Source organism: Pseudomonas sp. PDM28, from assembly GCF_019219115.1.
GTDB classification, from domain to species: domain Bacteria; phylum Pseudomonadota; class Gammaproteobacteria; order Pseudomonadales; family Pseudomonadaceae; genus Aquipseudomonas; species Aquipseudomonas laurylsulfatiphila.
The window spans coordinates 110,960-135,725 of sequence record NZ_JAHUWG010000006.1 but is presented as its reverse complement, the minus strand read 5'-3'; the positions used below and the strand labels follow the sequence as shown (position 1 = coordinate 135,725).

The 24,766-nt window shown below is 61.6% G+C and carries 19 protein-coding genes; 7 read left to right on the top strand and 12 right to left on the bottom strand.

Annotated elements, in window-relative coordinates; all coding sequences use genetic code 11:
• Nucleotides 1-20: 20 nt before the first annotated feature.
• The 3 genes from KW841_RS15180 to KW841_RS15170 form a co-directional block, all read right to left on the bottom strand.
• A complete protein-coding gene (locus tag KW841_RS15180) occupies nt 21-221 on the bottom strand; it encodes a DUF1656 domain-containing protein (RefSeq protein WP_015096751.1) in 201 nt (66 codons plus the stop codon).
• Nucleotides 211-2,403 carry an FUSC family protein gene (locus KW841_RS15175; protein ID WP_218477489.1) on the bottom strand — a complete coding sequence of 731 codons (2,193 nt, stop codon included), beginning with the start codon at nt 2,401-2,403 and terminating at the stop codon, nt 211-213. The genes KW841_RS15180 and KW841_RS15175 overlap by 11 nt, the downstream gene beginning before the upstream one ends.
• Before the next feature lie 140 nt (nt 2,404-2,543).
• The gene (locus tag KW841_RS15170; protein WP_218477488.1) at nt 2,544-4,043 is read right to left on the bottom strand and encodes an efflux transporter outer membrane subunit; all 1,500 of its coding nucleotides are present in this window, start codon (nt 4,041-4,043) and stop codon (nt 2,544-2,546) included.
• Between the two features lie 290 nt (nt 4,044-4,333).
• Between KW841_RS15170 and KW841_RS15165 the strand changes: the two genes are divergently transcribed.
• The 7 genes from KW841_RS15165 (at nt 4,334) to KW841_RS15135 (ending at nt 14,100) form a co-directional block, all read left to right on the top strand.
• Nucleotides 4,334-5,302 carry a LysR family transcriptional regulator gene (locus tag KW841_RS15165; protein ID WP_007972623.1) on the top strand — a complete coding sequence of 323 codons (969 nt, stop codon included), beginning with the start codon at nt 4,334-4,336 and terminating at the stop codon, nt 5,300-5,302.
• Between the two features lie 274 nt (nt 5,303-5,576).
• Entirely contained in the window at nt 5,577-6,737 is a 1,161-nt protein-coding gene (locus KW841_RS15160) for an efflux RND transporter periplasmic adaptor subunit (protein ID WP_218477486.1), read from the top strand.
• The gene (locus tag KW841_RS15155) at nt 6,734-9,835 is read left to right on the top strand and encodes a multidrug efflux RND transporter permease subunit (RefSeq protein WP_218477484.1); all 3,102 of its coding nucleotides are present in this window, start codon (nt 6,734-6,736) and stop codon (nt 9,833-9,835) included. The genes KW841_RS15160 and KW841_RS15155 overlap by 4 nt, the downstream gene beginning before the upstream one ends.
• A 9-nt stretch (nt 9,836-9,844) precedes the next feature.
• The gene (locus KW841_RS15150; RefSeq protein ID WP_102698516.1) at nt 9,845-10,522 is read left to right on the top strand and encodes a heavy metal response regulator transcription factor; all 678 of its coding nucleotides are present in this window, start codon (nt 9,845-9,847) and stop codon (nt 10,520-10,522) included.
• The gene (locus tag KW841_RS15145; protein WP_218477482.1) at nt 10,512-11,876 is read left to right on the top strand and encodes a heavy metal sensor histidine kinase; all 1,365 of its coding nucleotides are present in this window, start codon (nt 10,512-10,514) and stop codon (nt 11,874-11,876) included. Before KW841_RS15150 ends, KW841_RS15145 begins: the two co-directional genes overlap by 11 nt.
• Before the next feature lie 249 nt (nt 11,877-12,125).
• A complete protein-coding gene (locus tag KW841_RS15140) occupies nt 12,126-12,350 on the top strand; it encodes a hypothetical protein (RefSeq protein ID WP_218478242.1) in 225 nt (74 codons plus the stop codon).
• A gap of 247 nt (nt 12,351-12,597) precedes the next feature.
• The gene (locus KW841_RS15135; protein WP_218477480.1) at nt 12,598-14,100 is read left to right on the top strand and encodes a sensor domain-containing diguanylate cyclase; all 1,503 of its coding nucleotides are present in this window, start codon (nt 12,598-12,600) and stop codon (nt 14,098-14,100) included.
• Nucleotides 14,101-14,274: 174 nt separating this feature from the next.
• Here KW841_RS15135 and lpxC read toward each other — a convergent pair whose 3' ends face one another.
• The 9 genes from lpxC to murD form a co-directional block, all read right to left on the bottom strand.
• Nucleotides 14,275-15,186, bottom strand: a complete 912-nt coding sequence (lpxC, locus tag KW841_RS15130; protein WP_007939852.1) for a UDP-3-O-acyl-N-acetylglucosamine deacetylase — start codon at nt 15,184-15,186, stop codon at nt 14,275-14,277.
• Nucleotides 15,187-15,298: 112 nt separating this feature from the next.
• Nucleotides 15,299-16,492 carry a cell division protein FtsZ gene (gene ftsZ / locus KW841_RS15125; RefSeq protein WP_007972612.1) on the bottom strand — a complete coding sequence of 398 codons (1,194 nt, stop codon included), beginning with the start codon at nt 16,490-16,492 and terminating at the stop codon, nt 15,299-15,301.
• A 73-nt stretch (nt 16,493-16,565) separates the two neighbouring features.
• Nucleotides 16,566-17,825 carry a cell division protein FtsA gene (gene ftsA, locus KW841_RS15120; RefSeq protein ID WP_007972611.1) on the bottom strand — a complete coding sequence of 420 codons (1,260 nt, stop codon included), beginning with the start codon at nt 17,823-17,825 and terminating at the stop codon, nt 16,566-16,568.
• Between the two features lie 15 nt (nt 17,826-17,840).
• The gene (locus tag KW841_RS15115) at nt 17,841-18,707 is read right to left on the bottom strand and encodes a cell division protein FtsQ/DivIB (protein ID WP_218477477.1); all 867 of its coding nucleotides are present in this window, start codon (nt 18,705-18,707) and stop codon (nt 17,841-17,843) included.
• Nucleotides 18,708-18,711: 4 nt separating this feature from the next.
• A complete protein-coding gene (locus KW841_RS15110) occupies nt 18,712-19,695 on the bottom strand; it encodes a D-alanine--D-alanine ligase (protein WP_218477475.1) in 984 nt (327 codons plus the stop codon).
• On the bottom strand, nt 19,692-21,152 hold the full coding sequence (gene murC, locus KW841_RS15105) for a UDP-N-acetylmuramate--L-alanine ligase (protein WP_057713364.1): 1,461 nt from the start codon (nt 21,150-21,152) through the stop codon (nt 19,692-19,694). Before murC ends, KW841_RS15110 begins: the two co-directional genes overlap by 4 nt.
• On the bottom strand, nt 21,145-22,215 hold the full coding sequence (gene murG, locus KW841_RS15100) for an undecaprenyldiphospho-muramoylpentapeptide beta-N-acetylglucosaminyltransferase (protein ID WP_046041926.1): 1,071 nt from the start codon (nt 22,213-22,215) through the stop codon (nt 21,145-21,147). The genes murC and murG overlap by 8 nt, the downstream gene beginning before the upstream one ends.
• Nucleotides 22,205-23,422, bottom strand: coding sequence for a putative lipid II flippase FtsW (ftsW, locus tag KW841_RS15095; protein WP_007972603.1), 1,218 nt, complete (start codon nt 23,420-23,422; stop codon nt 22,205-22,207). The genes murG and ftsW overlap by 11 nt, the downstream gene beginning before the upstream one ends.
• Nucleotides 23,419-24,765: a UDP-N-acetylmuramoyl-L-alanine--D-glutamate ligase gene (murD, locus tag KW841_RS15090; protein ID WP_218477473.1), complete on the bottom strand. Its 1,347-nt coding sequence runs from the start codon at nt 24,763-24,765 to the stop codon at nt 23,419-23,421. The genes ftsW and murD overlap by 4 nt, the downstream gene beginning before the upstream one ends.
• Nucleotide 24,766 lies beyond the last annotated feature (1 nt).

Here is a 24,766-nt window from a genome sequence, read left to right as displayed (position 1 = left end):
GCATTCTCAGTGATAGAGAGTCAACGGTAGACAGTCAGCGCCATGGCACCGAACAGACAGGTAAACAGACTCAGGCGCAGCAACGCCGGGTGCCAGAAAAAACGGTACAGGTCGAACCCGGACAGGAAGCGGTCCAGCGCCCAGGCCAGGGCCGCCGCGATGAAAAACATCAGGGTCATGGTCGGCATGTACACGCCGTGGAAGGCGATTTCACGAGGCATGTTCTAGTCCTTTTGGCTGGCTGCTTGTGAAGGCCGCGAGCGGTGATTGCGGATCGAGCAGCGAGGTGCGGATGAAGTGCAGGTAGCTCTTCACCCGGCGCAACGCCGAGGTATCGAAGTGCGGAGCGAAGGGTTCGTCGGTGGACTGCACCCGGCTGATCGCGTGATCGACAGCGACCAGCGCGCGTTCGAGGTTGCTGTTGTTCGGTTGCAAAAACAGCCGCACCAGCGCACGCCCCATCACCCGGATCGCCTGGCGCCACGGCTGGGATTCGGCATAGGCCGGATGCACCGGCAGAATCGCCTGCTCCTTGCGCAACTCGATGATCGCGTGGCCGACTTCCAGCACCACGAACATCCAGCGCAGCAAGTCCCGCTGCACCTGCGGTTGGCCTGCCGCGAAGCCGTAGGCCTGATGCACCAGGTCGCGGGTGCGGCTCTCGAAACTCGACGCCAGGCCCTTGAGCTTGCCGCTGATGGCGTACACCACCTGACCACGCAGGTCCTGCTCCAGGCGACGCCACAACCAGCGGCTGTTGGGCGGCAGAATGATCGCCCCGGCCGCTGCGCACACCAGCATGCCCAGCACCATGGCGATGTAGTCATTGATGAAGGTGTAGGGGTTGTAGACCGTGAAGTTGTCCGGCACTGAACCTGTGCTGAAGAAGATCAGCAAGCCCAGGCCGACGCCGACGTATTGCGGCCGCGAGGTCAGGAACGAGCCGAGTACGATCACTGGCGCGAGCATCACGCACAGCAACGGAAATCCATCGATCCACGGGAAAATGAAAAACATCTCGACGAAGCCGATCAATGCCCCGAGCAATGTCCCGCACGCCATCTGAAAGGCCATGCGCTTGGGGTTCGGAGTAGCGGCGGACAGGCCCACGGTCGCGGCGGCAATCAGGGTCATGGTCGCGCCGCTCGGCCAGGCGGTTGCCACCCAGTAGCTGCCCAATACCACCAGAATGAACGCCGCGCGTATCCCCGATGCTGCCGCTGCCATCCAGTTGGTTTGCGGGGTGAACGGCTCGTCCCAACTCTCTCGTTCGTGACTGTGATCGGCCAGCGACGCGTGGGTCTGTGCATAACTGTGCAAGTCGTCGACAAAGCGATAGAGCAGTTCGTAGGCGGTGTGGAAATCCAGTTGCCCGGCCTCGCTCGGATTGCTCTGCTGGAACGTCGCCCGCAGACAGCGCACCCGCGCCGGCAACCCTTCCTTGTAGGCGCTCAGCACCGTGACCAGACGCGCTGCATCGGCGCTGGTCAGGGCACGACCGCTGAAGCCGTCGAGCAGCTCGGCGAGGTCCTGCAAGCCGGGTTTGATCGCCTCCACCACCTGGTCCGCCGCGCTGCTGCGCAGGCGTTCGAGCAACTGGTGCAAGGCGTTGAAGCGCGTGGTAATGCCCATGAATTCGCTGTTCAGGCGACTGAGCCGGCCATTGCGTCGACGCATGTGCGGGTCTTCGAAAACAGTGACGCTGCGCAAGCCTTCCAGGCCTACGGCTTCGGCGATGAAACGCACGTTGCCGGCCTCGAACGCCTCGCGCTGACTGCGACCGCGCAAGCCGTCGGTGACGAACAGGGCGAACACGCCAAAGCGCTGGTACAAGGCATTGCGCATCGCCGCGCTGGCCGATTGCGGCAGGATCGCCGCACTGACCAGGGTCGAACAGAGAATGCCCAACGAGATTTCCAGCACCCGCCAGACTGCCGCCATGAACGCGCCATCCGGGTGGGCCAGCGCGGGTAGACCGACCATCGCGGCGGTGTACCCGGCGAGGACAAATCCATAGGCGCGAAAGTTGCGGCAGCGCGCCGCACCGGCCGTGCAGATACCGACCCAGATCGCCAGCGAACCGAGGAACAGCTCAGTGTTCTGCGCAAACAGGGCGATCAGCGCAACCATCACCGCCGACCCGGCCAGGGTGCCGAGAAAACGATAGAAACTTTTGGCGAACACCTGGCCGCTCTGCGGCTGCATGACGATGAACACGGTGATCATCGCCGTGCGCGGTTGCGGCAGTTCCAGGCGCATGGCCAGCCAAAGCGTCAGGAATGCCGCGAACAGCACCTTGAAGATGTAGACCCAGGTCACGCCGTCGCTGCGTGCCCAGTCGAAGAAGCCCCGGCGCCATTCAAGGGAGTACAGCCAGCGCAAGGGTGCGGGCAAGGGAGTCATCAAATCCTGCTCAGTGAAAAATCAGCCAAAACTCGGAACCTGTGGGAGCGGGCTTGCTCGCGAAGAGGGAGTATCAGGCAACAAAAGTGTCATCAGACACACCGCCTTCGCGAGCAAGCCCGCTCCCACAGGTTTTGTGTTCAACGCAAAAGGCTCGGGGTTTTCGGCGCCTGGGTCTGGCTGTCGTTCGGTACGTCGTTGCCGGCACCGAGACCACCGCCCAACGCCGTCACCAATTGCGCATGGGCACTCAAACGCGCCGCCTGAACCTGTTGCTGCACTTGCTGCTGCTTGAACAGCAGGGTCTGGGCGTTGAGCACGTTGAGGTAGTCGGTCAGGCCACGCTGGTAGGCGATCATCGCGATGTCGTAGGTCTTCTGCGCGGTGGCCACCGACTCGGCGGCGAACGCCTGCTGCTTGTCCATGGACTCGCGGCGGATCAACTGGTCGGAGATGTTCTTCAGGGCATTGACCAGGGTCTGGTTGTACTTGGCCACGGCGATGTCATACCCGGCCGAGGCTTCGCCCAACTCGGCACGCAAACGCCCGCCATCGAAAATCGGCAACGAAATCGCCGGCCCCACGCTGTAGTTGAGCTTCTTGCCGGTCAGGAACTCCAGGGCCCCGCCGCCGGTGGCCATATAGCCGAGGCTGCCGACCAGATCGACGTTGGGATAAAACCCGGCATGGGCGACATCGATGCCCCGCGCTTGCGCCGCCACTTGCCAGCGACTGGCGACCACGTCCGGGCGCTGGCCGAGCAATTGCGCCGGCAGCGACGACGGCAGTTTAAGTGGCGCTCCCAGCGACAGCGTTGGCCGCTGCAGCTGCGCGCCTTCACCCGGCCCCTTGCCGGCGAGGGCGGCGAGCTGGTTTCGGCTCAAGGCGATTTCTTCGTCGAGGGCATCGAGCTGGCGATGAGTTTCCGGCAGCGGCGTCTCGGCCTGGCTGACTTCGAAATGGGTGCCGATGCCGCCCCTCAAACGCTTCTGCGCCAGCTCAAGGATCTGCTGTTGCTGCTTCAAGGTTGCATCAACGATGTCCCGTTGCGCGTAATGCAGCGAGAGTTCGATGTAGACGCGCACGATGTTGTCCTGCAACTCGAGCTGGGCCTGTCGCGCTTCGGCGACGGTCATGTGCGCCATGTCCACGGCGCGCTCGGTGGCATTGCTTTCACGGCCCCAGAGGTCGAGGGCATAACTGAAACCCAACGCGGCGTTGTTGTCCCAGGTGGTGCTGTTGGCCAGCTCGCCGGGGCCATAGAACTGGTCGGTAGGCCAGTTGTGGCGCTTGAGGGTGGACTCGCCATTGATCTGCAGTGACTCGGCTGCTTCGGCCACACCAGCCATGGACTTGGCCTGACGCACCCGGGCGGCGGCCATGGCCAGGGTCGGGCTGCCTTGCAGGGCGAGGTCGATCCAGCGGTTCAGTTGCGGGTCGCCATAGGCTTGCCACCATTGCGCGGTAGGCCAGTGCGCATCTTGCGCGGCGCTCTGGATTGCTTCGTCGGTGGCCAGTGAATTGGCCTCCAGCGCCTCGCCCTGCGGGGCAATACCTCCGGTTCCGATGCAGCCGCTGATTGCCAGGGTTAAAGCCAAAACACTGAGCGGCTGAAGCGCTCTGCTGATGCGACGCGGCACTGCTGAAAATTCCTGAGGTGAGGGAGATCACATGTCTGGACCGTAAACACGGTCCCCTGTAGGAGCTGCCGAAGGCTGCGATCTTTTACAAGCAAGATCAAAAGATCGCAGCCTTCGGCAGCTCCTACAGAGGTGGGCGCAATTCTATGGGGCGGCCTGAATGGCGATAAGCTGGGTTTCTTGTGAATCTTTGTTACCGTTAACGAGATAATCCGCAAGTCGATCTTTAGTCGCCTGTAAATAAACAGAAACTTCGTGTCACAATTTGTCATTCGACGAGAGAGCACCCCATGGACACTTTGCAAAACATGCGCGCCTTCAGTTACGTGGCCGAAGCCGGCAGCTTCACCGCCGCCGCCGTGCAACTGGACACCACCACGGCAAACGTCTCGCGCGCGGTCTCCAACCTGGAAGCCCACCTGCAAACCCGCCTGCTCAACCGAACGACCCGCCGCATCGCCCTGACCGAAGCCGGCAAGCGTTACCTGTTGCGCTGCGAGCAGATCCTGGCCTACGTCGAAGAAGCCGAAGCCGAGGCCAGCGACGCCCACGCCCGCCCGGCCGGGCAACTGAAAGTGCACACCATGACCGGCATCGGCCAGCACTTCGTGATCGACGCCATCGCCCGCTACCGCAAGACCCACCCGGACGTAACCTTCGACCTGACCATGGCCAACCGCGTGCCGGACCTGCTCGACGAGGGTTACGACGTGTCCATCGTCCTCGCCCGCGAACTGCCGGACTCGGGTTTCGTCTCCCAGCGCCTGGGCATCACCTACAGCATCGTTTGCGCCTCGCCGGCCTACGTCAAAGCCAACGGCTGCGCACAAAAACCCAGCGACCTGCTCAACCACGCCTGCCTGCGCCTGGTCAGCCCGGTGATCCCGCTGGAAAAATGGGCCTTTGACGGTCCTGACGGCCAGGAAATGGTCACCATCAACAGCTCACCGTTTCTGGTTAACTCCGCCGATGCGATGAAATCCGCGATCATCAGCGGCATGGGCGTTGGCGTCCTGCCGCTGTACGCCGCCATTGAAGGCCTGCGCAACGGCACGCTGGTGAGGGTGATGCCCAAATACCGCTCGCAGGAACTGAACCTGTATGCGATCTACCCTTCGCGCCAGTACCTGGATGCGAAGATCAAGACCTGGGTCGAGTATTTGCGTGGATCGCTGCCGGAATTGCTGGCGGCGCATCAGGCGGAATTGGCGGCTTATGAATTGAGCGGGAGTCTGGGTGGGGTCCGGGTGGCGAACTGAAAATCTCAGTTCACAGATTGATCCTTTGTGGGAGCGAGCTTGCTCGCGATAGCGTTCTCACCTTCAACATCACTGTGAGTAGATACACCGCTTTCGCGAGCAGGCTCGCTCCCACAGGAATCGAGTACATCTGCAAGAGATTGGTCGGCTGTCAGGCCGCCAAGCCCCCCAAACTGACAGTGCCGTCAGTTAGCCGTCACCCTCCTGACCGCCAAACAGGTTTATAAAGGAAACTGCCCTTCGACCAAAAACCCAGCCCCGGCGCCCCACTCGCATGCGAACCCAGAAAAAACCCGCCCTGCTCGTCGCCCTTCTGATCGTCCTGGCAGCGCTGGGCCTGTGGTACGCCACCCAACCGGTCAAGACAAAACTCGCCCCCCCCACCGCCATCCCGGTGCGCGTGGTCGCCGTCGCCGAAAAAGACGTGCCACGCTACGTCAGCGGCATCGGTTCGGTGCTGTCCCTGCACAGCGTCGTGGTCCGCCCGCAAATCGACGGCATCCTCACCAAAATCATGGTCAAGGAAGGCCAACTGGTGAAAAAAGACGACCTGCTGGCCACCATCGACGACCGCTCGATCCGCGCCAGCCTCGACCAGGCCCGGGCACAGTTGGGCGAAAGCCAGGCGCAGCTGCAAGTGGCGCTGGTCAACCTTAAACGCTACAAACTGCTGAGCGTTGACGACGGCGTTTCCAAGCAGACCTACGACCAGCAACAGGCGCTGGTGAACCAACTCAAAGCCACCGCCCAAGGCAATCAGGCTTCAATCGACGCAGCTCAGGTACAACTTTCCTACACACAGATTCGCTCCCCAGTGACCGGTCGCGTCGGCATTCGCACCGTGGATGAAGGCAACTTCCTGCGCATGACCGACACCCAAGGCCTGTTCACCGTGACCCAGATCGACCCGATCGCCGTGGAGTTCTCTTTGCCGCAGCAAATGCTGCCGACCTTGCAGGGCCTGATCAACGACCCACAGCACGCCCGGGTCAAGGCCTACATCGGAGCTGACACCGACGGCGAAACCGGCAACCTGCTCGGCGAAGGTCACCTGACCCTGATCGACAACCAGATCAATGCCAACACTGGCACCATCCGCGCCAAGGCCGAGTTCGACAATCCAGGGCAGAAGCTGTGGCCTGGGCTGTTGGTAACGGTAAAGATTCAGACAGCCCTGGATAAAGATGCGCTGGTGGTGCCGCCGACAGTCGTACAACGCGGTCTGGACCAACACTTCGTGTACCGGGTCAATGGCGACAAGGTCGAAGCCGTCCAGGTGCAAATGGTCTATCAAGGCAGCGGCCAGGACATCATCAAGGGCGTGAAACCGGGTGATGTACTGGTCAGCGATGGTCAGTCGCGGCTCAAGCCGGGGTCGACGGTGCAGGTGATGACCGAGCCGCCGCAAGTGGTGCAATCGGAGGCCGCACAATGAAGGGGCACGGTTCGGTATCCGCGTGGTGCATCGACCACCCGGTGGCCACGATCCTGTTGACGTTCGCCCTGGTGCTGCTGGGCGTCATCGCGTTTCCGCGCCTGCCGGTAGCGCCGTTGCCGGAGGCAGAATTCCCGACCATCCAGGTGGCCGCACAATTACCCGGCGCCAGCCCGGAAACCATGGCGTCCTCGGTGGCCACGCCCCTTGAAGTGCAATTCAGTGCCATTCCCGGCGTGACCCAGATGACCTCGAGCAGTGCACTGGGCTCGACCATCCTGACCCTGCAATTCACCCTCGACAAGAGCATCGACACCGCCGCCCAGGAAGTACAGGCGGCGATCAATACGGCCGCGGGCAAGCTGCCCAAGGACATGCCGAACCTGCCGACCTGGCGCAAGGTCAACCCGGCCGACAGCCCGGTGCTGATCCTCAGCGTCAACTCCTCGCTGATGCCCGGCCCGGAACTCAGCGACCTGACGGAAACCCTGTTGTCCCGTCAGCTCAGTCAGGTCGACGGTGTAGGCCAGGTCGCCATCACCGGCCAGCAGCGTCCGGCGATTCGCGTCCAGGTTTCGGCGGACAAACTTGCCGCCATCGGCCTGACCCTCGCCGACATCCGCCTGGCGATCCAGCAGACCAGCCTCAACCTGGCCAAGGGTGCGCTGTACGGGGAGTCGAGCATCTCGACCCTGTCCACCAACGACCAGTTGTTCCACCCGGAGGACTACAGCCAGCTGATTGTTTCCTACAAGGACGGCGCGCCGGTTCATCTGCGCGATGTCGCCAAAGTCGTCAACGGTTCGGAAGATGCCTACGTCCAGGCTTGGGCGGGTTCGCAACCGGGGGTGAACCTGGTGATTTTCCGTCAACCGGGGGCCAACATCGTCGAAACCGTGGACCGCATCCAGGCCGCCTTGCCGGCGCTGGAAGCAATGCTCCCCGCCTCGGTGCAGGTCAAGGTGCTGATCGACCGGACCCAGACCATTCGCGCGTCCCTGCATGAAGTGGAAATCACCCTGCTGATCGCGATCATGCTGGTGGTGGCGGTAATGGCGCTGTTCCTGCGCCAGTTGTCGGCGACCCTGATTGTGTCGGCGGTGCTGGGGGTTTCGCTGGTCGCCAGTTTTGCGCTGATGTACGTCATGGGCTTCAGTCTGAACAACCTGACGCTGGTGGCGATCGTGGTGGCCGTGGGCTTTGTGGTCGACGATGCGATCGTGGTGGTGGAAAACATTCACCGGCACCTGGAGGCCGGCGACAGCATGCGCGAAGCGGCGATCAAGGGCGCGGGCGAGATTGGTTTCACCGTGGTGTCGATCAGCTTTTCGCTGGTGGCAGCGTTCATTCCATTGCTGTTCATGGGGGGCGTGGTCGGGCGACTGTTCAAGGAATTCGCCCTGACCGCTACCTCGACCATCTTGATTTCGGTGGTGGTGTCGCTGACCCTGGCGCCAACCCTGGCCGCGCTGTTCATGCGCGCGCCGGTGCATCATGCCCACGACAAACCGGGCTTTGGTGAGCGTCTGTTGGCCTGGTACGAAAAAGGCCTGCGCCGCGCCCTCGCCCATCAGAAAACGATGATCGGCGTGTTCGCTCTGTCACTGGGTCTGGCCGTCGCCGGATACATCTTCATTCCTAAAGGCTTCTTCCCGATCCAGGACACCGGCTTCGTCCTCGGCACCACCGAAGCCGCTGCTGACATTTCCTACGGCGACATGGTGAAAAAACACCTCGCCATGGCGGAAATCGTTGCCGCCGACCCTGCCGTGGAAACGTTCTCGCACTCGGTCGGTGTCTCCGGCAGCAACCAGACCATCGCCAACGGCCGTTTCTGGATCACCCTGAAAAAACGCAGCGACCGCGATGTCTCGGCCAGTCAGTTCATCGACCGGATTCGTCCGCAACTGATGAAAGTACCGGGCATCGTCCTGTACCTGCGCGCCGGCCAGGACATCAACCTCAGTTCCGGCCCGAGCCGCGCCCAGTATCAATATGTGCTCAAGAGCAACGATGGCCCGACCCTGAGCACCTGGACCCAGCGCCTGACGGAAAAACTGCGCGCCAACCCGGCGTTTCGCGATATTTCCAACGATTTGCAACTGGGCGGCAGCATCACCCACATCAGCATCGATCGCAGCGCCGCGGCGCGTTTCGGCCTGACCGCCAGCGACGTCGACGAAGCCCTGTACGATGCCTTCGGCCAGCGCCAGATCAATGAATTCCAGACCCAGGTCAACCAGTACAACGTGATCCTGGAGCTGGACACCCAGCAACGCGGCAAGGCCGAAAGCCTCAACTATTTCTACCTGCGCTCGCCCCTGAGCGGGGAAATGGTACCGCTGTCGGCCCTGGCCAGGTTCGATGCGCCCACCATCGGCCCACTGTCCATCGCCCATGACGGCATGTTCCCGGCCGCCAACCTGTCGTTCAACCTGGCGCCGGGCGTGGCGTTGGGCGATGCGGTGATCATGCTCGACCAGGCCAAGGCCGACATCGGCATGCCAACCGCCATCAGCGGTAACTTCCAGGGCGCGGCCCAGGCGTTCCAGAGTTCACTGGCCAGCCAGCCGTGGCTGATCCTGGCGGCGCTGTTGGCGGTGTACATCATTCTCGGCGTGCTCTACGAGAGCTTCGTGCATCCGCTGACGATCATTTCGACCTTGCCTTCGGCGGGCCTCGGCGCAGTGATCATGTTGTGGATCTGCGGTCAGGACTTTTCGATCATGGCCTTGATCGGCCTGGTGCTGTTGATCGGTATCGTCAAGAAAAACGGCATCCTGATGATCGACTTCGCCCTCGAAGCGCAGCGCAATGGCGGACTGTCGCCTGAAGAAGCGATCTTCAAGGCCTGCATCACGCGGTTCCGGCCGATCATCATGACCACCCTCGCCGCCCTGCTCGGCGCCCTGCCGCTGATGCTCGGCTACGGCACCGGTGCCGAGTTGCGCCAACCCTTGGGGATCGCGGTAGTCGGCGGCTTGCTGGTGAGCCAGGCGCTGACGCTGTTCACCACGCCGGTCATATACTTGTGGCTGGAGCGGCTGCTCCATCGGCCAAAACCCTCGCCAGTACCGACGCTGGCGACGACAGACTGAGGCGGGGTCATGCGCGTCCTGATTATCGAAGACGAAGAAAAAACCGCGGACTATCTGCACCGCGGCCTGACGGAACAGGGTTACACCGTGGACCTGGCGCGGGATGGGGTCGAAGGCCTGCATCTGGCGCTGGAAAGCGACTACGCGGTGATCGTCCTCGACGTGATGTTGCCGGGCCTCGACGGCTTCGGCGTGTTGCGCGCCTTGCGTGCGCGCAAGCAGACCCCGGTGATCATGCTCACCGCCCGCGAACGTGTGGAAGATCGCATCAGGGGCTTGCGTGACGGCGCCGATGATTACCTGGGCAAACCGTTTTCCTTCCTTGAGCTGGTGGCACGCCTGCAAGCGCTGACACGGCGCAGCGGTGGTCATGAACCGGTGCAAGTGAGCATCGCCGACCTGTGGATAGATTTGATCAGCCGCAAGGCGACCCGGGGTGGCGCACGGCTGGACCTGACCGCCAAGGAGTTCTCGCTGCTCAGCGTATTGGCGCGCCGCCAAGGTGAAATCCTCTCGAAAACCGCCATTGCCGAGATGGTCTGGGACATCAATTTCGACAGCGACGCCAACGTCGTCGAAGTCGCGATCAAACGCCTGCGGGCCAAGCTCGACGGCCCCTTCGAAGAGAAACTGCTGCACACCATTCGCGGCATGGGTTATGTGCTGGAGAGCCGTGGTGTCCAGTAACAGCATCGCCTTGCGCCTGAGCGGGATGTTCACGCTGGTGGCGCTGCTGGTGTTCCTGTTGATCGGCGGGGCGTTGTACCAGCAGGTCGACAAAGGCCTGGGCCTGTTGCCCGAAGCCGAGCTGGATGCGCGCTACAGCGTGCTCGAATCCACGGTCGGCCGTTACGGCACGCCTGAGCATTGGGTGAAGATCAACAACAAGCTCAACCTGCTGAGCGAAGAAGACAAGCGCATCAGCTTCTGGATCATCAGCGGCGATCCGCATTACGAATACGGCAACCTGACCCCGCAGATCCGCACCTTTGCCCAAGGGTCACTGGGCATGCGCGACATGCACCTGCCAGATCACCCCTATCCACTGAAAGTGCTGGTCAGCGAATTCCCGGCCAAGGACCAGCGCCCACCGTTGCGCTTCATGATCGCCATCGACACCGAGACGTTTTTCCATACCCAGCATCAATTGCTGATCGCGCTGATCAGCCTGGCGATTGTCGGCGTGCTGCTGGCTTCGGCACTGGGTTACTGGGTGGCGCGGATCGGCCTCAAGCCGCTGATCAAACTGTCCCAGGAAGCCCGGCGCCTGGCTCCCCCGTTGCGCTCAGGGCGCTTGCGATTGTCACCGTTGCCGCCGGAACTCGATCAGTTCGTCAGCTCGTTCAACTCGACCCTGGAACGGGTCGAGCAGGCTTACTCACGCCTTGAATCGTTCAATGCCGACGTCGCCCACGAACTGCGCTCGCCATTGACCAACCTGATCGGCCAGACCCAGGTCGCCTTGACCCGCGGACGCTCCGCCGAGCATTACTTCGAAGTGCTGCAATCGAATCTCGAAGAGCTTGAGCGGCTGCGTTCGATCATCAACGACATGCTGTTCCTGGCCAGTGCCGATCAGGGCAGCAAGGCAACCAGACTGACGTCCACGTCGCTGGCCGATGAGGTGGCCACGACCCTGGAATACCTGGACTTCATTCTCGAGGACGCCCAGGTCCAGGTAGAGGTCAGTGGTGACGCGCAAGTGAGCATCGAGATCGCCCATCTGCGCCGGGCGTTGATCAATCTGCTGAACAACGCGGTGCAGCACACCGCGCCCGGTCAGGTGATTGAAGTGCACATTGAGGTCGCAGAACATCAGGTCAGCATCGGCGTCGCCAACCCCGGCTCACCGATTGCCCGTGAACACCTGCCACGACTGTTCGAGCGTTTCTACCGGGTAGATGCCTCGCGCAGCAACAGCGGCCACAACCATGGCCTTGGGCTGGCCATCGTCAAGGCGATTGCGTTGATGCATGGCGGCGATGTGTTCGTGTGCAGTGACCATGGGATGAATACGTTCGGGATTCATCTTCCTGTCTGACCCCCTCTTCCTTTGTGGGAGCGAGCTTGCTCGCGATGCAAGCGACTCGGTGCAACTTCTGAACCGAGGTGATGCTATCGCGAGCAAGCTCGCTCCCACATTGGTTCCGGGTTGAACACAAGTGTGCGACCAACCAACTGTTGCCATAACAGCAACAGTCCTTTCATGAATCCGCTCTTTTTCCCCTCGCCCCATATCCTTATCTTTGCCCGCACCAAACAGCACTTGCCAAGCAAGAAGGTTTTAAAGATGTCCAACAGTATGGGTATTGCCAGCGCTTTCGTTTTGTCCTCTTTGTTCCTGTCGCCATTAGCGATGGCGGAAGAATCGCAGACTTTCGTCGCACATAACGCCGCACGCGCTGCAGCGTTCGAAGAGCATCAGATCGAGATGACGGCCAAGGCTGCGCAAGACGCCCGAGCCCCGCAAGCCTCGACCACCCAGCCCCTGCCACAGGTCGAAAAGGACAGCTGATCTGCACCGTTCACTGCCGTTTCCCTCGACACTTTTCCTCGGCTCTTCCCTTTGAAAAGTTGTCTACAAAGCCGCTGCTTTCAGCGGCTTTTTTTATCGCGGCGAGTCAACTTTCATTGCAATTTTCGCAACGACAAACGCTGACGCCCACATCATTGATCAATCGTTAGAGCAACAGGCACGATTCACCCGGCTGCTACGTTAATACAACTACGCTTACAGCGTCCCTTTAGCAGACGTCAGCCCTATGACCGCAAGCCGCACCCCACATTTTCAAGGCCCGTCCGGGCGACCCGAGATCATGGTGATCTTCGGCAGCACCCTGACGGTCATCTCGATCCTGTGCATCGTCACTTTTCTGCTGATCCGCGAACACGCCAACGCCCAGCAGAGCGCCACACGCAGCGCGACCACCATTGCGCAACTGATCGATGCCGATGTCCTGCGTACGGTCGAGCTCTATGACCTGACCTTGCAGGGCCTGATCGCCGCCGCCCAACGGGACGACCTGAAACAGGTTTCGCCGCAGATTCGTCATCTGGCGCTGTTCGACCGCTCTACCACCGCGCGCTACAAGGGCGACATCCTGCTGCTGGACAAGCACGGCGACGTGCTGGCCGACTCATCGTTGATCGAACCGAAACCGGGTAACTTCGCTGACCGCGATTATTTCCTGGCCCATGTCTTCAATCGTGACACCGGCATGTTTATCAGCCGACCGTTCAAGCCGCGCTGCGACTGCGATGACAGCGACCAATGGCGTATCAGTTTCAGCCGGCGCATTTCCTCGCCCACAGGGGAGTTTCTGGGGGTCGCGGTCGCCTCGATGCGCATGAGCTACTTCGACCAGTTGTTCAACAGCCTCGACATCGGCACCGGCAGCACGCTGGGCATCATCGACAATGACGGGATCCTCCTGGCGCAGAAGCCGTACCGGGAACCGAACTCCATCGGCAAAAGCTTCTCCAGCCGCCCCAACGTCGTACGCATGCTGCAGGAGCGCAATGGCACCTTCGAAAGCGTGTCGAGCGTCGACCATCAACGGCGCTTGTACACCTTTACCCGGGTCGGCAACCTGCCGCTGACTGTCATCGTGGCGCTTTCTGTGGATGAGGTGTTCGCCACCTGGAACCGTACGGCCTATGTGATCAGCGGTGCTACCGGGGTTTTGTGCATCGGTTTGCTGTGGTTGACCTGGCTGCTCTGCCGCGAGTTGCGCCTGCGCCAGAGTGCCGAGCAGGAATTGTCGCAACTGGCGGCCACCGATGCCTTGACCGGCGTGGCCAACCGCCGATCCCTTGATCAGACCCTGCGCCATGAATGGTTTCGCGCGCAGCGCAGTGGCAAGCCGTTGTCGTTGCTGATGATCGATGCTGATCACTTCAAGGCCTTCAATGACCGGCACGGGCATCAGGCCGGCGACGAAGCGTTACGGGCATTGGCCGAGGTCATCAGTGCCAATGTCCATCGCCCCACAGATTTGGTGGCGCGCTACGGGGGCGAGGAGTTTTCGGTGATCCTGGCCGAAACAGGCAGTGATGGTGCACGGCAGATTGCCGAACATATTCGTGAGGCGGTGCAAAAACTGCCACTGGTCGAGGCCGGTGAGCAACCGATGAGCGTGAGCATCGGTATTGCCACCTGGACGGCGGCCAGCGAAATCACTTTGGAACAGTTGCTGTTCAGCGCGGACAAGGCGCTGTATCAGGCCAAGGAGAGGGGGCGTAACCGGGTGGTTTGTGCCGAATAGGATTTTCATTGGATGGGAGGATGCCATCGCGAGCAAGCTCGCTCCCACAGGGGGAATGCAATCAACTGTGGGAGCGAGCTTGCTCGCGATGAGGCCAGCCCAGGCACTACAAACTTCGGACATAAAAAAAGGCCACCCGAAGGTAGCCTTTAAAAAACTAGAGAGGTTTTTTGCTTACACGGCCGCAACCGGGCGCATGTAAGAGATCGGTGCAGTGCTGGCGTCTTCGAACGTCACGACTTCCCAGGCATCTGTCTGCTCAATCAACTTGCGCAGCAGCTGGTTGTTCAGTGCGTGACCGGACTTGAAGCCCTTGAACTCACCAATCAGGCTATTGCCCAGCAGGTAGAGGTCACCAATTGCATCGAGAATCTTGTGCTTCACGAATTCGTCTTCATAACGAAGACCGTCTTCGTTCAGTACGCCATCGGCGTCGACCACAATAGCGTTTTCAACACTGCCGCCGAGTGCGAGGTTGTGCTTGCGCAGGTACTCGATGTCACTCATGAAACCAAAGGTACGGGCGCGGCTGACTTCTTTTACGAACGAAGTGCTGGAAAAATCCACGCTTGCACTTTGGGTGCGGTCACGGAAAACCGGGTGATCGAAATCGATCTCGAAGCTCACTTTGAACCCTTCGAAAGGGACGAAAGTAGCGCGCTTGTCGCCATCTTCCACTGTCACTTCACGCAGGATGCGGATGAACTTCTTGGCGGCGTCCTGTTCTTCCAGGCCAGCCGATTGAATCAGGAATACGAAAGGTCCGGCGCTACCATCCATGATCGGGACTTCGGACGCGGAGAGCTCGACGTAGGCGTTATCGATGCCCAGGCCTGCCATGGCCGAGAGCAAGTGCTCTACCGTGTCCACTTTGACGTCACCATTAACGAGCGTGGTCGACATAGTGGTTTCACCGACGTTTTCCGCGCGGGCAGGAATCTGCACCACGGGATCGAGGTCGGCGCGACAAAACACAATGCCAGTGTCGACAGGCGCTGGCTTGAGGGTCAGATAGACCTTCTCCCCGGAGTGCAGGCCGACACCTGTGGCACGGATAATATTCTTCAGGGTGCGTTGTTTAATCATGGCATGGGCCGCTTCAGCGCAAATTGCGAACTGGTATCAACAAAGGCTGGCGATGATAGCAGACCACGCCTTTGCTGAACACCAATCACCTTCATAGCCCTGATACATTTCATCAATCGGCCTGACGACGCAGGAAAGCCGGGATGTCCAGGTAGTCCAGGTCATCTTGCGGATTCATCTTCGCGGCAGTCGCAGCTCCGGCCTGGGCCTGGTTGCGCATGACGGTCGGACGGTCCAGGTCACGGTAGTTCACCGCTGGAGCTTCCTGACGAACAGGGGCCTGTTGTTGTGGCTGTGCAGCCATCGAAGTGTGAACGGTATTGTCGATGACCTTCACAGGCTTCTCGATTTTAGCGCCCAGACCGGTTGCAACGACAGTCACGTGCAGCTCGTCGCGCATGTCCGGATCGATAACGGTACCGACCTTGACCATCGCGTGTTCCGAAGCAAACGCCTCGATGATGCTACCCACGTCGGAGTATTCGCCCAGGGACAGATCCGGACCGGCGGTGATGTTTACCAGGATGCCGCGAGCGCCTTGCAGGTTCACGTCTTCCAGCAGCGGGTTGCGAATGGCCGCTTCGGTGGCCTCGCGCGCACGGTTCGGACCGCTGGCGCAGCCAGTGCCCATCATCGCCATGCCCATTTCGCTCATCACGGTACGCACGTCGGCGAAGTCGACGTTGATCATGCCCGGACGCTTGATGATGTCGGAGATACCGCGAACGGCACCGGCCAATACATCGTCAGCCTTGGCGAAAGCCGACAGCAGGCTGGCGTCTTTACCGAGTATGGTCAGCAGCTTCTCGTTGGGAATGGTGATCAACGAGTCGACGCTTTCGGAGAGCATGCGGATGCCTTCGTCGGCGATCTGCATACGCTTGCGGCCTTCGAACGGGAACGGACGGGTCACCACCGCAACGGTGAGGATGCCCATTTCCTTGGCCACTTCGGCGATGATCGGCGCAGCACCGGTACCGGTACCGCCGCCCATGCCAGTGGTGATGAACACCATGTTGGTGCCCTGCAGGACTTCGGCAATGCGCTCACGGTCTTCCAGAGCGGCTTGACGGCCGACTTCAGGGTTGGCGCCAGCGCCCAGGCCCTTGGTCACACCGGTGCCCAGTTGCAGGATGGTACGCGCGCCGATGTTTTTCAGCGCTTGAGCATCGGTGTTGGCGCAGATGAACTCGACGCCTTCGATGTTGCTCTTGACCATGTGGTTGACAGCGTTGCCGCCGCCACCGCCGACACCGATAACTTTGATTACCGGGCTTGCGGGGATGTTGTCTACGAGTTCGAACATTTTCCCTCTCCTTTACATTCTCTAGTTTTTTCGCCTACTGCGTGCTTCGGTGTAACGGTGTTGCGGTAAATCTTCAGAAATTGCCCTGGACCCACTTCTTCAGGCGGTCCAGCAGCGGAGCCTGTGGCTCTTCGTTGCTGTAGCTGTCGCGGCTGCCGATGCCCGAGAACGAGATGCCGTCGGACTGCTTCTGCAGGCCGTACATCAACAGGCCGACGCCGGTGGAATAGATCGGGTTGCGGACCACGTCATCCAGACCTTTCACGCCATGCGGCACGCCCAGGCGCACCGGCATGTGGAAGATTTCCTCGGCCAGTTCGGTGGCACCTTCCATCTTCGCGGTACCGCCGGTCAGCACGATGCCGGCCGGGATCAGGTCTTCGTAGCCGCTGCGGCGCAGTTCGGCCTGGATCAGCGTGAACAGTTCGTCGTAGCGCGGCTCGACCACTTCGGCCAGGGCCTGGCGGGACAGTTCGCGTGGCGGACGGTCGCCAACGCTTGGCACCTTGATGGTTTCACCGGCACCGGCCAGTTTGGCCAGGGCGCAGGCGTAGCGAATCTTGATTTCTTCGGCGTACTGGGTCGGAGTGCGCAACGCCATGGCGATATCGTTGGTCACCTGGTCGCCGGCAATCGGGATGACCGCGGTGTGACGGATCGCACCCTCGGTGAAGATCGCGATGTCGGTGGTACCGCCACCGATGTCCACCAGGCACACGCCCAGCTCTTTCTCGTCGTCGGTCAGTACCGAATACGCGGAAGCCAGTTGCTCGAGAATGATGTCGTCGATTTCCAGGCCGCAGCGACGCACGCATTTTTCAATGTTCTGTGCGGCATTGACGGCGCAGGTGACCACGTGGACCTTGGCTTCCAGACGCACGCCGGACATGCCCAGCGGCTCGCGGACGCCTTCCTGGTTATCGATCACGTAGTCTTGCGGCAAGGTGTGCAGCACGCGCTGGTCAGCCGGGATCGCCACGGCCTGGGCAGCGTCGAGCACGCGCTCGAGGTCGGCCGAGCTGACTTCGCGATCACGAATCGCCACGATGCCGTGGGAGTTCAGGCTGCGGATGTGATTGCCGGCCACGCCGACGAATGCCGAGTGAATGCGGCAACCGGCCATCAACTGCGCTTCTTCGATGGCGCGCTGGATCGATTGCACGGTGGATTCGATATTCACCACCACGCCTTTTTTCAGGCCACGGGACGGATGGGTACCGATCCCGACGATTTCCAGCGTGCCGTCGTCCGCGACCTCGCCTACCAGCGCCACCACCTTGGAGGTGCCGATATCGAGACCGACGATCATTTTGCCGCTTTGCACGTTTGCCATGGGTCCTGCCTCTTCTTAATTCTTCGCGACAGCGGGTTGGGCTGCCGTGGGCGCTACAGGTTCCCGCCAGCCAACAGCGAGGCCGTTGGCGTAGCGCAGATCGATGCGCGCAATGTTCGTAATCTGTTCTTTGAGCGTCTTGTCATAGATGGCGATGAAGCGGCGCATCTTTTCCACCTGGTTGCCGCGTCCGAGCAGCAGTTCGATCCCCGGGCCGGCACTGCCGGGTCCGGTGGTCAGGAACCAGCTGCCGCGTTCACGCAACTCCAGGCGCGCAATCGAGAAGCCCAGAGGCCGGAGCATCTGACTCAACACCTGGTACTGCTGCATCACCTGCTGCTGGGCCCGCTGAGGGCCGAACAGTTGAGGCAAGTGTTCGTAGTTCGCCAGCTCGCGCGGGGTGAAGGCCTGGCCCTGGTTGTTCAACAGCGATTCGTCACCCCAACGGGCCACCGGCAGTTGTTCTTCCAGGCGGATCACCACTTGATCCGGCCACACCCTGCGCACTTCGGCGTGGGCAATCCATGGCATCGTTTCAAGCTCGGTGCGCATGCTCTCCAGGTCGATGGTGAAGAAGCTCGACGCCACGTAAGGGGCGATCCGCTGCTGCACCGCTTGCTGGCTGATGTAACTCAGGTCGCCCTGCACGTTGATTTTGGTGATCGGCCGGTCGGCATACGGCAACAAGCGTGTCGCGCCTTCGTAAGTACCGAACCCCAAGGCCACCAGCAGCACCGGCCAGAACAACGCTTTGAGAAAACCGAAGTTGGCTTTCGGCAGGCGCGCGGACATCGGCTCTTTGGCCACCATTCGGCTGGCACCCCGCGGCACCGGCTTGCGGCCGGGTGCGGGAGGCTGATGTCTGAGCTGAGCGCCTTGCATGGCCTTAACCTCTCGTCGACTCTTGGTGACCGGCAGCATTGCCGGCAACGCTCTCGGCCAGAATGGCCAGGACCAGTTGCTGGAAATCCAGACCGGCGGCACGGGCCGCCATCGGCACCAGGCTGTGATCGGTCATGCCCGGTGCGGTGTTGACTTCCAGGAACCAGAACTGCCCTTCGGCGTCCTGCATCACGTCTGCCCTGCCCCAACCGGCGATACCCAGCGCTTCACAGGCTTTCGCCGTGAGTTCCATGAGTTCCTGTTCCTTGACGCTGTCCAGACCGCACGGAATGCGGTACTGGGTATCGTTGGCGATGTACTTGGCGTCGTAGTCGTAGAAGCTGTGCGTCGTGCCCAGGGCAATCGGAGGCAACACCTGGTCACGCAGGGTGGCGATGGTGAACTCCGGACCGTGAATCCATTGCTCGACCAACACTTGCGAATCGTAGGTACTGGCCGCTCTCCATGCGTCGATCAATTCGGACGCGGAACTCACTTTGGCCATACCGATACTTGAACCTTCATGGGCCGGTTTGACGATCAAAGGGAAGCCCAGTTCCGTCGCTGCCGAAATACAATCGGCCTCGCTGCAAAGGACTGCGTGACGTGGCGTCGGAATGCCCAGGCTGTGCCAGACCTGCTTGGTGCGCAGTTTGTCCATCGCCAGGGCCGACGCCAGGATGCCGCTGCCGGTGTACGGAATGCCCAGGCATTCGAGCAGGCCCTGCATGCTGCCGTCCTCACCGCCACGACCGTGAAGGATGATGAAGGCGCGGTCGATCTTTTCGCTCTGCAGACGCTGCAGCAGGTCATCGCCCACGTCGAGACCGAACGCGTCGACACCGGCGCTTAGCAACGCGTCGAGAACCGCGTTGCCCGACTTCAGGGACACCTCGCGCTCGGCACTCTTGCCGCCGAACAGCACGGCGACGCGGCCGAAGTCTTTCGGCGCGATCGTGGAGAACAGGTTGGCGTAGGCAGCAGTCATTTCAACTTCCCCTTCTCCGGTGCGGCAACGGCACCGGCGAACAACTCGCTTTTCAACAGTTTCGGTGCAAGACCGCCGATATCACCGGCGCCCTGGCACAGCAGGATGTCGCCGGCACGCAGCAGCGGCTTGACCACTGGCGCGAGGTCGACACCACGCTCGATGTAGATCGGGTCGAGCTGGCCACGCTGACGGATGCTGTTGCACAGTTTGCGGCTGTCGGCTCCCGGAATCGGCTCTTCGCCGGCCGGATAGACTTCCATCAGCAGCAGCACGTTGGCGTCAGCCAGTACATTGACGAAATCGTCGTACAGGTCACGGGTGCGGCTGTAGCGGTGCGGCTGGTAGACCATCACCAGGCGGCGCTCCGGCCAGCCACCACGTACGGCCTTGATCACGGCCGCGACTTCGGTCGGGTGGTGACCGTAGTCGTCGACCAGCATCACATTGCCGCCGTCCACCGGCAGTTCGCCATAGACCTGGAAGCGTCGGCCGACACCCTGGAAGCCGGACAGGCCCTGGACGATGGCTTCATCGCTGACGCCTTCGTCGGTGGCGATGCAGATGGTTGCCAGCGAGTTCAATACGTTGTGGTTGCCCGGCATGTTCACCGACACATCCAGCGGCTCGCGGTCAGGGCGCAGCACGGTGAAGAAAGTCTGCATGCCTTGCTGGCGCACGTTGATGGCGCGCACGTCGCAGTCTTCGCCGAAGCCGTAGGTCACGGTCGGACGCTTGACCTGCGGGAGGATTTCACGCACCACCGGATCGTCCAGACACACCACCGCCAGACCGTAGAACGGCAGGTTGTGCAGGAACTCGACGAAGGTTTTCTTCAGCTTGTTGAAGTCACCGTCGTAGGTCGCCATGTGATCGGCGTCGATATTGGTGACCACGGCCACCAGCGGCTGCAAGTGCAGGAAGCTGGCGTCGCTTTCGTCGGCCTCGGCGATCAGGTAGCGGCTGGTGCCAAGCTGGGCATTGGTGCCCGCGGCATTCAGGCGGCCACCGATCACGAACGTCGGGTCCAGGCCACCGGCCGCGAACACCGAGGCGATCAGGCTGGTGGTGGTGGTTTTGCCGTGGGTACCGGCAACGGCGATGCCGTGGCGATAACGCATCAGCTCAGCCAGCATCTCGGCACGCGGCACCACCGGAATACGGCGTTCCAGGGCGGTGGCGACTTCCGGGTTGGAGGTGTTCACGGCACTCGACACCACCAGTACGTCAGCGGCGGCAGCGTTCTCGGCGCGGTGGCCGATGAAGATCTGCGCGCCGAAGGACTCCAGGCGTTCGGTTACCGGCGAAGCCTTCAGGTCGGAACCGGATACGGCATACCCCAGGTTCAGCAACACTTCGGCGATCCCGCACATGCCCACACCGCCGATACCGACGAAGTGGATGCGACGGATACGGCGCATTTCCGGTTGAGGCATGGCTTTCTGACTCTCAACCATGGGCCACCTCCAGGCAGCTATCGACGACGTTACGGGTGGCATCGGGTTTGGCGAGGCGGCGTGCCGCGGTAGCCATTTCGTTGAGTCGTTGTGGTTGCATCAGGACCTCTGTCAGGCGAGCGGCAAGATCCGCTGCGCCAGTCGTTCTTTGTGGCATCAGGAAGGCTGCGCCTTCACGGGCCAAATATTCGGCGTTGCGGGTCTGGTGATCGTCGATGGCATGGGGCAAAGGCACCAGCATCGAGGGCAGACCGGCGGCGGCCAGTTCACTGATGGTCAGCGCGCCTGCGCGACAGACCACCAGGTCGGCCCAGCTGTAGGCTTGGGCCATGTCTTTGATGAAGGGCTGCACCTGCGCCTCGACGCCAGCCGCGCGATAGCGCTCTGCAGTCACTTCATCGTGGTTTTTGCCGGCCTGATGGAACACTTCCGGGCGCAAGTCGGCAGCGACTTGCGACAGGGCTTCAGGCAGCAACTTGTTCAACGGCTCTGCGCCCAGGCTTCCGCCCAGGATCAGCAAACGCGCCTTGCGACCGGCCAGGGCAGGTCGCGATGTCTCGAGGAACAGCTCGGTGCGCACCGGGTTACCGGTGGTCCGGCGGCTGTCCGACAGGGTAAAGGTGTCGGGGAACGCTTCACAGACTCGGGCGGCCAACGGCACCAGCAACCGATTGGCGGTACCGGCCACCGCGTTCTGTTCATGAACGATCACCGGCACGCCGGCCAGTTTGGCTGCGACACCACCAGGGCCGGTCACAAAGCCACCAAAGCCCACGACGCAGACCGGTTGCAGACGGCGAATGATCGCGCGTGCCTGCCAGACCGACTTGAACAACATGAACGGTGCCTTGAGCAACGACAGTTTGCCCTTGCCCCGCAGACCGCTGGCGTTGATCCGATGCAGTTCGATGCCGGCTGCCGGCACCAGATCGTTCTCGATGCCACGCGGGGTGCCAAGCCAGTGCACGGTATAGCCGCGCGCCTGGAATTCGCGGGCACAGGCCAGCGCCGGGAACACGTGGCCCCCGGTGCCGCCAGCCATGATCATCACGTTAGCGCCCATGATGCGGCTCCTCGGCGAAGTCGCTCTCATGGAACTCCATCTCCTCGCTGCCCAGGTGGGTACGACTCTCCCACTCGATGCGCAGCAACAAGCCGAGACAGGCGCAGCAGATCACCAACGAACTGCCGCCGTAACTGAGGAACGGCAGGGTCAGGCCCTTGGTCGGCAGCAGGCCGACGTTCACGCCGATGTTGATCAGGAACTGGCCGATCCACAGGAACGACAGACCGTAGGCAACATAGGCGGCGAAGAACTGCTTGGCCTTCTCGGCCCACAATCCGATGTACATACCGCGAATACACACGAAGACGAACAGTGCCACGGTGCACAACGAACCCACCGCCCCCAGCTCTTCGGCCAGGACCGAGAACACGAAGTCAGTGTGGGCTTCCGGCAGGTAGAACTGTTTCTGCACGCTGTTGCCCAGGCCAACGCCCAGCCATTCGCCGCGACCGAAAGCGATCAATGCCTGGGACAACTGATAACCGGCACCGAACTGGTCGGCCCACGGATCCGCGAAGTTGGTCAGACGCGCCATTCGATATGGCTGCATTTGAATCAACAGCACCACCGCGCCGACGGCCAGGACCACCATCAGGGAAAAGCGGAACAGCCCGACGCCGCCAAGGAACAGCATTGCCGCCGCGGCCCCCATCATCACGACGGTGGCACCGAAGTCCGGCTCCATCAGCAGCAGGCCCGCCATCGGCAGCAGTACGATGAACGGTTTGAAGAAGCCCATCCAGCTTTCACGCACTTCCTTCTGGCGACGCACCAGATAACCGGCGAGGTAGATCACCACGAACACCTTGGCGATCTCGGAAGGCTGGACGTTAAAGAAACTGAAGCCGATCCAGCGCATCGAGCCGTTAACCTCGCGGCCGATCCCTGGAATGATCACCATCACCAACAAGCCGAACGCCCCCAGCAGCATCAGCCAGCCCAGGCGTTGCCAGGTGGCAATCGGGATCATCATGGTAACAATGCAGGCACCCAGGCCCAGCACCACGTAAATAAGGTGGCGGATCATGTAATACAGGGCGCTGCCCGACTGCACGGCCGCCACTTCGGTCGATGCCGAGGCAATCATGATCAGCCCCAGGCCGAGCAGCGTCAGGCAACCGGCGAGCATCGGGAAGTCGAGGTCGATACCGCGCCCGGTGATGAGCGGCGACGGATAGGGCTTGATGATGCCTTTCAGGCTCATGCCAGATCCTCCACGGCTTGGACGAACTGGTGACCACGGTCTTCGTAGTTCTTGAACATGTCGAAGCTGGCGCAGGCAGGCGACAGCAGCACCACGTCGCCCGGCTGGGCGGCGGCGCGGCATTGTTCGACGGCTTCGACCAGGGAAGCGACGCGGATCAGCGGAACGGCGTCGCCAATGGCCTCGCCGATCTTGTCGGAGTCGCGGCCCATCAGCACCACGGCGCGGCAGTTGGCCGCCACCGGATCGCGCAGGTCCTTGAACTCGGCACCCTTGCCGTCACCGCCGGCGATCAGCACGACCTTGCCGTCGATGTCCGCGCCCAGGCCTTCGATGGCGGCCAGCGCGGCACCGACGTTGGTGGCCTTGGAATCGTTGTAGTAGCCCACGCCGTCGAGGTCGCGGACCCATTGGCAGCGATGCTCGAGACCGGCGAAGGTGCGCAGGCTCGACAGCATGGCATCGAACGGCAAGCCGACCGCATGGCCCAGGGCCAGGGCCGCCAGGGCGTTGGACTGGTTGTGGGCACCACGAATCTTCAATTCGCGCACCGGCATCAGGTTCTGGAATTCGAAGGCCAGGTATTTCTCGCCGTCTTCTTCACGGATGCCGAAGGCTTTGAAATCCGGTTTGCTCAGGCCGAAGGTCCAGCACGGCTGGCCCTCGCCCATCAACGGACGGCTCAGGGCATCCTGGCGATTGACCACGAACTGCCGGGCACCACGGAAGATCCGGTGTTTGGCCAGGTGATAGGCCGGCAGACCGCTGTAACGGTCCATGTGGTCTTCGCTGACGTTGAGCACGGTCGCCACTTCGGCGTTGAGTTGATCGGTGGTTTCCAGCTGGAAACTCGACAACTCCATCACGTACAGCTCGACGTCGTCGCGCAGCAGATCCAGCGCCGGGGTACCGAGGTTGCCGCCGACGGCCACACGCTTGCCCGCCGCCGTCGCCATTTCGCCGACCAGGGTGGTGACGGTGCTTTTCGCGTTGGAACCGCTGATGGCCACGATCGGCGCCTTCGCGTTACGCGCGAACAGCTCGATGTCACCGGACAATTTCACGCCACGTGCGGCGGCGGCCTGCAGGGCCGGGGTCGCCAGTGCCAGGCCGGGGCTCACATAGAGCTCGTCGGCGCGGCACAGGAATTCGACGTCCAGCTCGCCACAACGCACTTCCACGTGCGGATAGTCACGCTTGAGCGTGGCCAGTTCCGGTGGATTTTCCCGCGTATCGGCCACGGCAAACGCCACGCCCCGGTTCGCCAGGAAGCGAACCAGGGACATGCCGCTCTTGCCGAGGCCGACAACGATGCGGAAGTGGTCAGAAGCGATCAGAGACACG

What these genes read in the sequence shown, in the direction of transcription:
- KW841_RS15160 (WP_218477486.1), top strand. Translation starts at nt 5,577, where the DNA reads ATGCGAACCCAGAAAAAACCCGCCCTGCTCGTCGCCCTTCTGATCGTC.
- lpxC (WP_007939852.1), bottom strand. Translation starts at nt 15,186, where the DNA reads ATGATTAAACAACGCACCCTGAAGAATATTATCCGTGCCACAGGTGTC.
- KW841_RS15150 (WP_102698516.1), top strand. Translation starts at nt 9,845, where the DNA reads ATGCGCGTCCTGATTATCGAAGACGAAGAAAAAACCGCGGACTATCTG.
- ftsW (WP_007972603.1), bottom strand. Translation starts at nt 23,422, where the DNA reads ATGAGCCTGAAAGGCATCATCAAGCCCTATCCGTCGCCGCTCATCACC.
- KW841_RS15175 (WP_218477489.1), bottom strand. Translation starts at nt 2,403, where the DNA reads ATGACTCCCTTGCCCGCACCCTTGCGCTGGCTGTACTCCCTTGAATGG.
- KW841_RS15180 (WP_015096751.1), bottom strand. Translation starts at nt 221, where the DNA reads ATGCCTCGTGAAATCGCCTTCCACGGCGTGTACATGCCGACCATGACC.
- KW841_RS15165 (WP_007972623.1), top strand. Translation starts at nt 4,334, where the DNA reads ATGGACACTTTGCAAAACATGCGCGCCTTCAGTTACGTGGCCGAAGCC.
- KW841_RS15140 (WP_218478242.1), top strand. Translation starts at nt 12,126, where the DNA reads ATGTCCAACAGTATGGGTATTGCCAGCGCTTTCGTTTTGTCCTCTTTG.
- murC (WP_057713364.1), bottom strand. Translation starts at nt 21,152, where the DNA reads ATGGTTGAGAGTCAGAAAGCCATGCCTCAACCGGAAATGCGCCGTATC.
- murG (WP_046041926.1), bottom strand. Translation starts at nt 22,215, where the DNA reads ATGGGCGCTAACGTGATGATCATGGCTGGCGGCACCGGGGGCCACGTG.
- KW841_RS15110 (WP_218477475.1), bottom strand. Translation starts at nt 19,695, where the DNA reads ATGACTGCTGCCTACGCCAACCTGTTCTCCACGATCGCGCCGAAAGAC.
- ftsA (WP_007972611.1), bottom strand. Translation starts at nt 17,825, where the DNA reads ATGGCAAACGTGCAAAGCGGCAAAATGATCGTCGGTCTCGATATCGGC.
- KW841_RS15115 (WP_218477477.1), bottom strand. Translation starts at nt 18,707, where the DNA reads ATGCAAGGCGCTCAGCTCAGACATCAGCCTCCCGCACCCGGCCGCAAG.
- ftsZ (WP_007972612.1), bottom strand. Translation starts at nt 16,492, where the DNA reads ATGTTCGAACTCGTAGACAACATCCCCGCAAGCCCGGTAATCAAAGTT.
- KW841_RS15155 (WP_218477484.1), top strand. Translation starts at nt 6,734, where the DNA reads ATGAAGGGGCACGGTTCGGTATCCGCGTGGTGCATCGACCACCCGGTG.
- KW841_RS15135 (WP_218477480.1), top strand. Translation starts at nt 12,598, where the DNA reads ATGACCGCAAGCCGCACCCCACATTTTCAAGGCCCGTCCGGGCGACCC.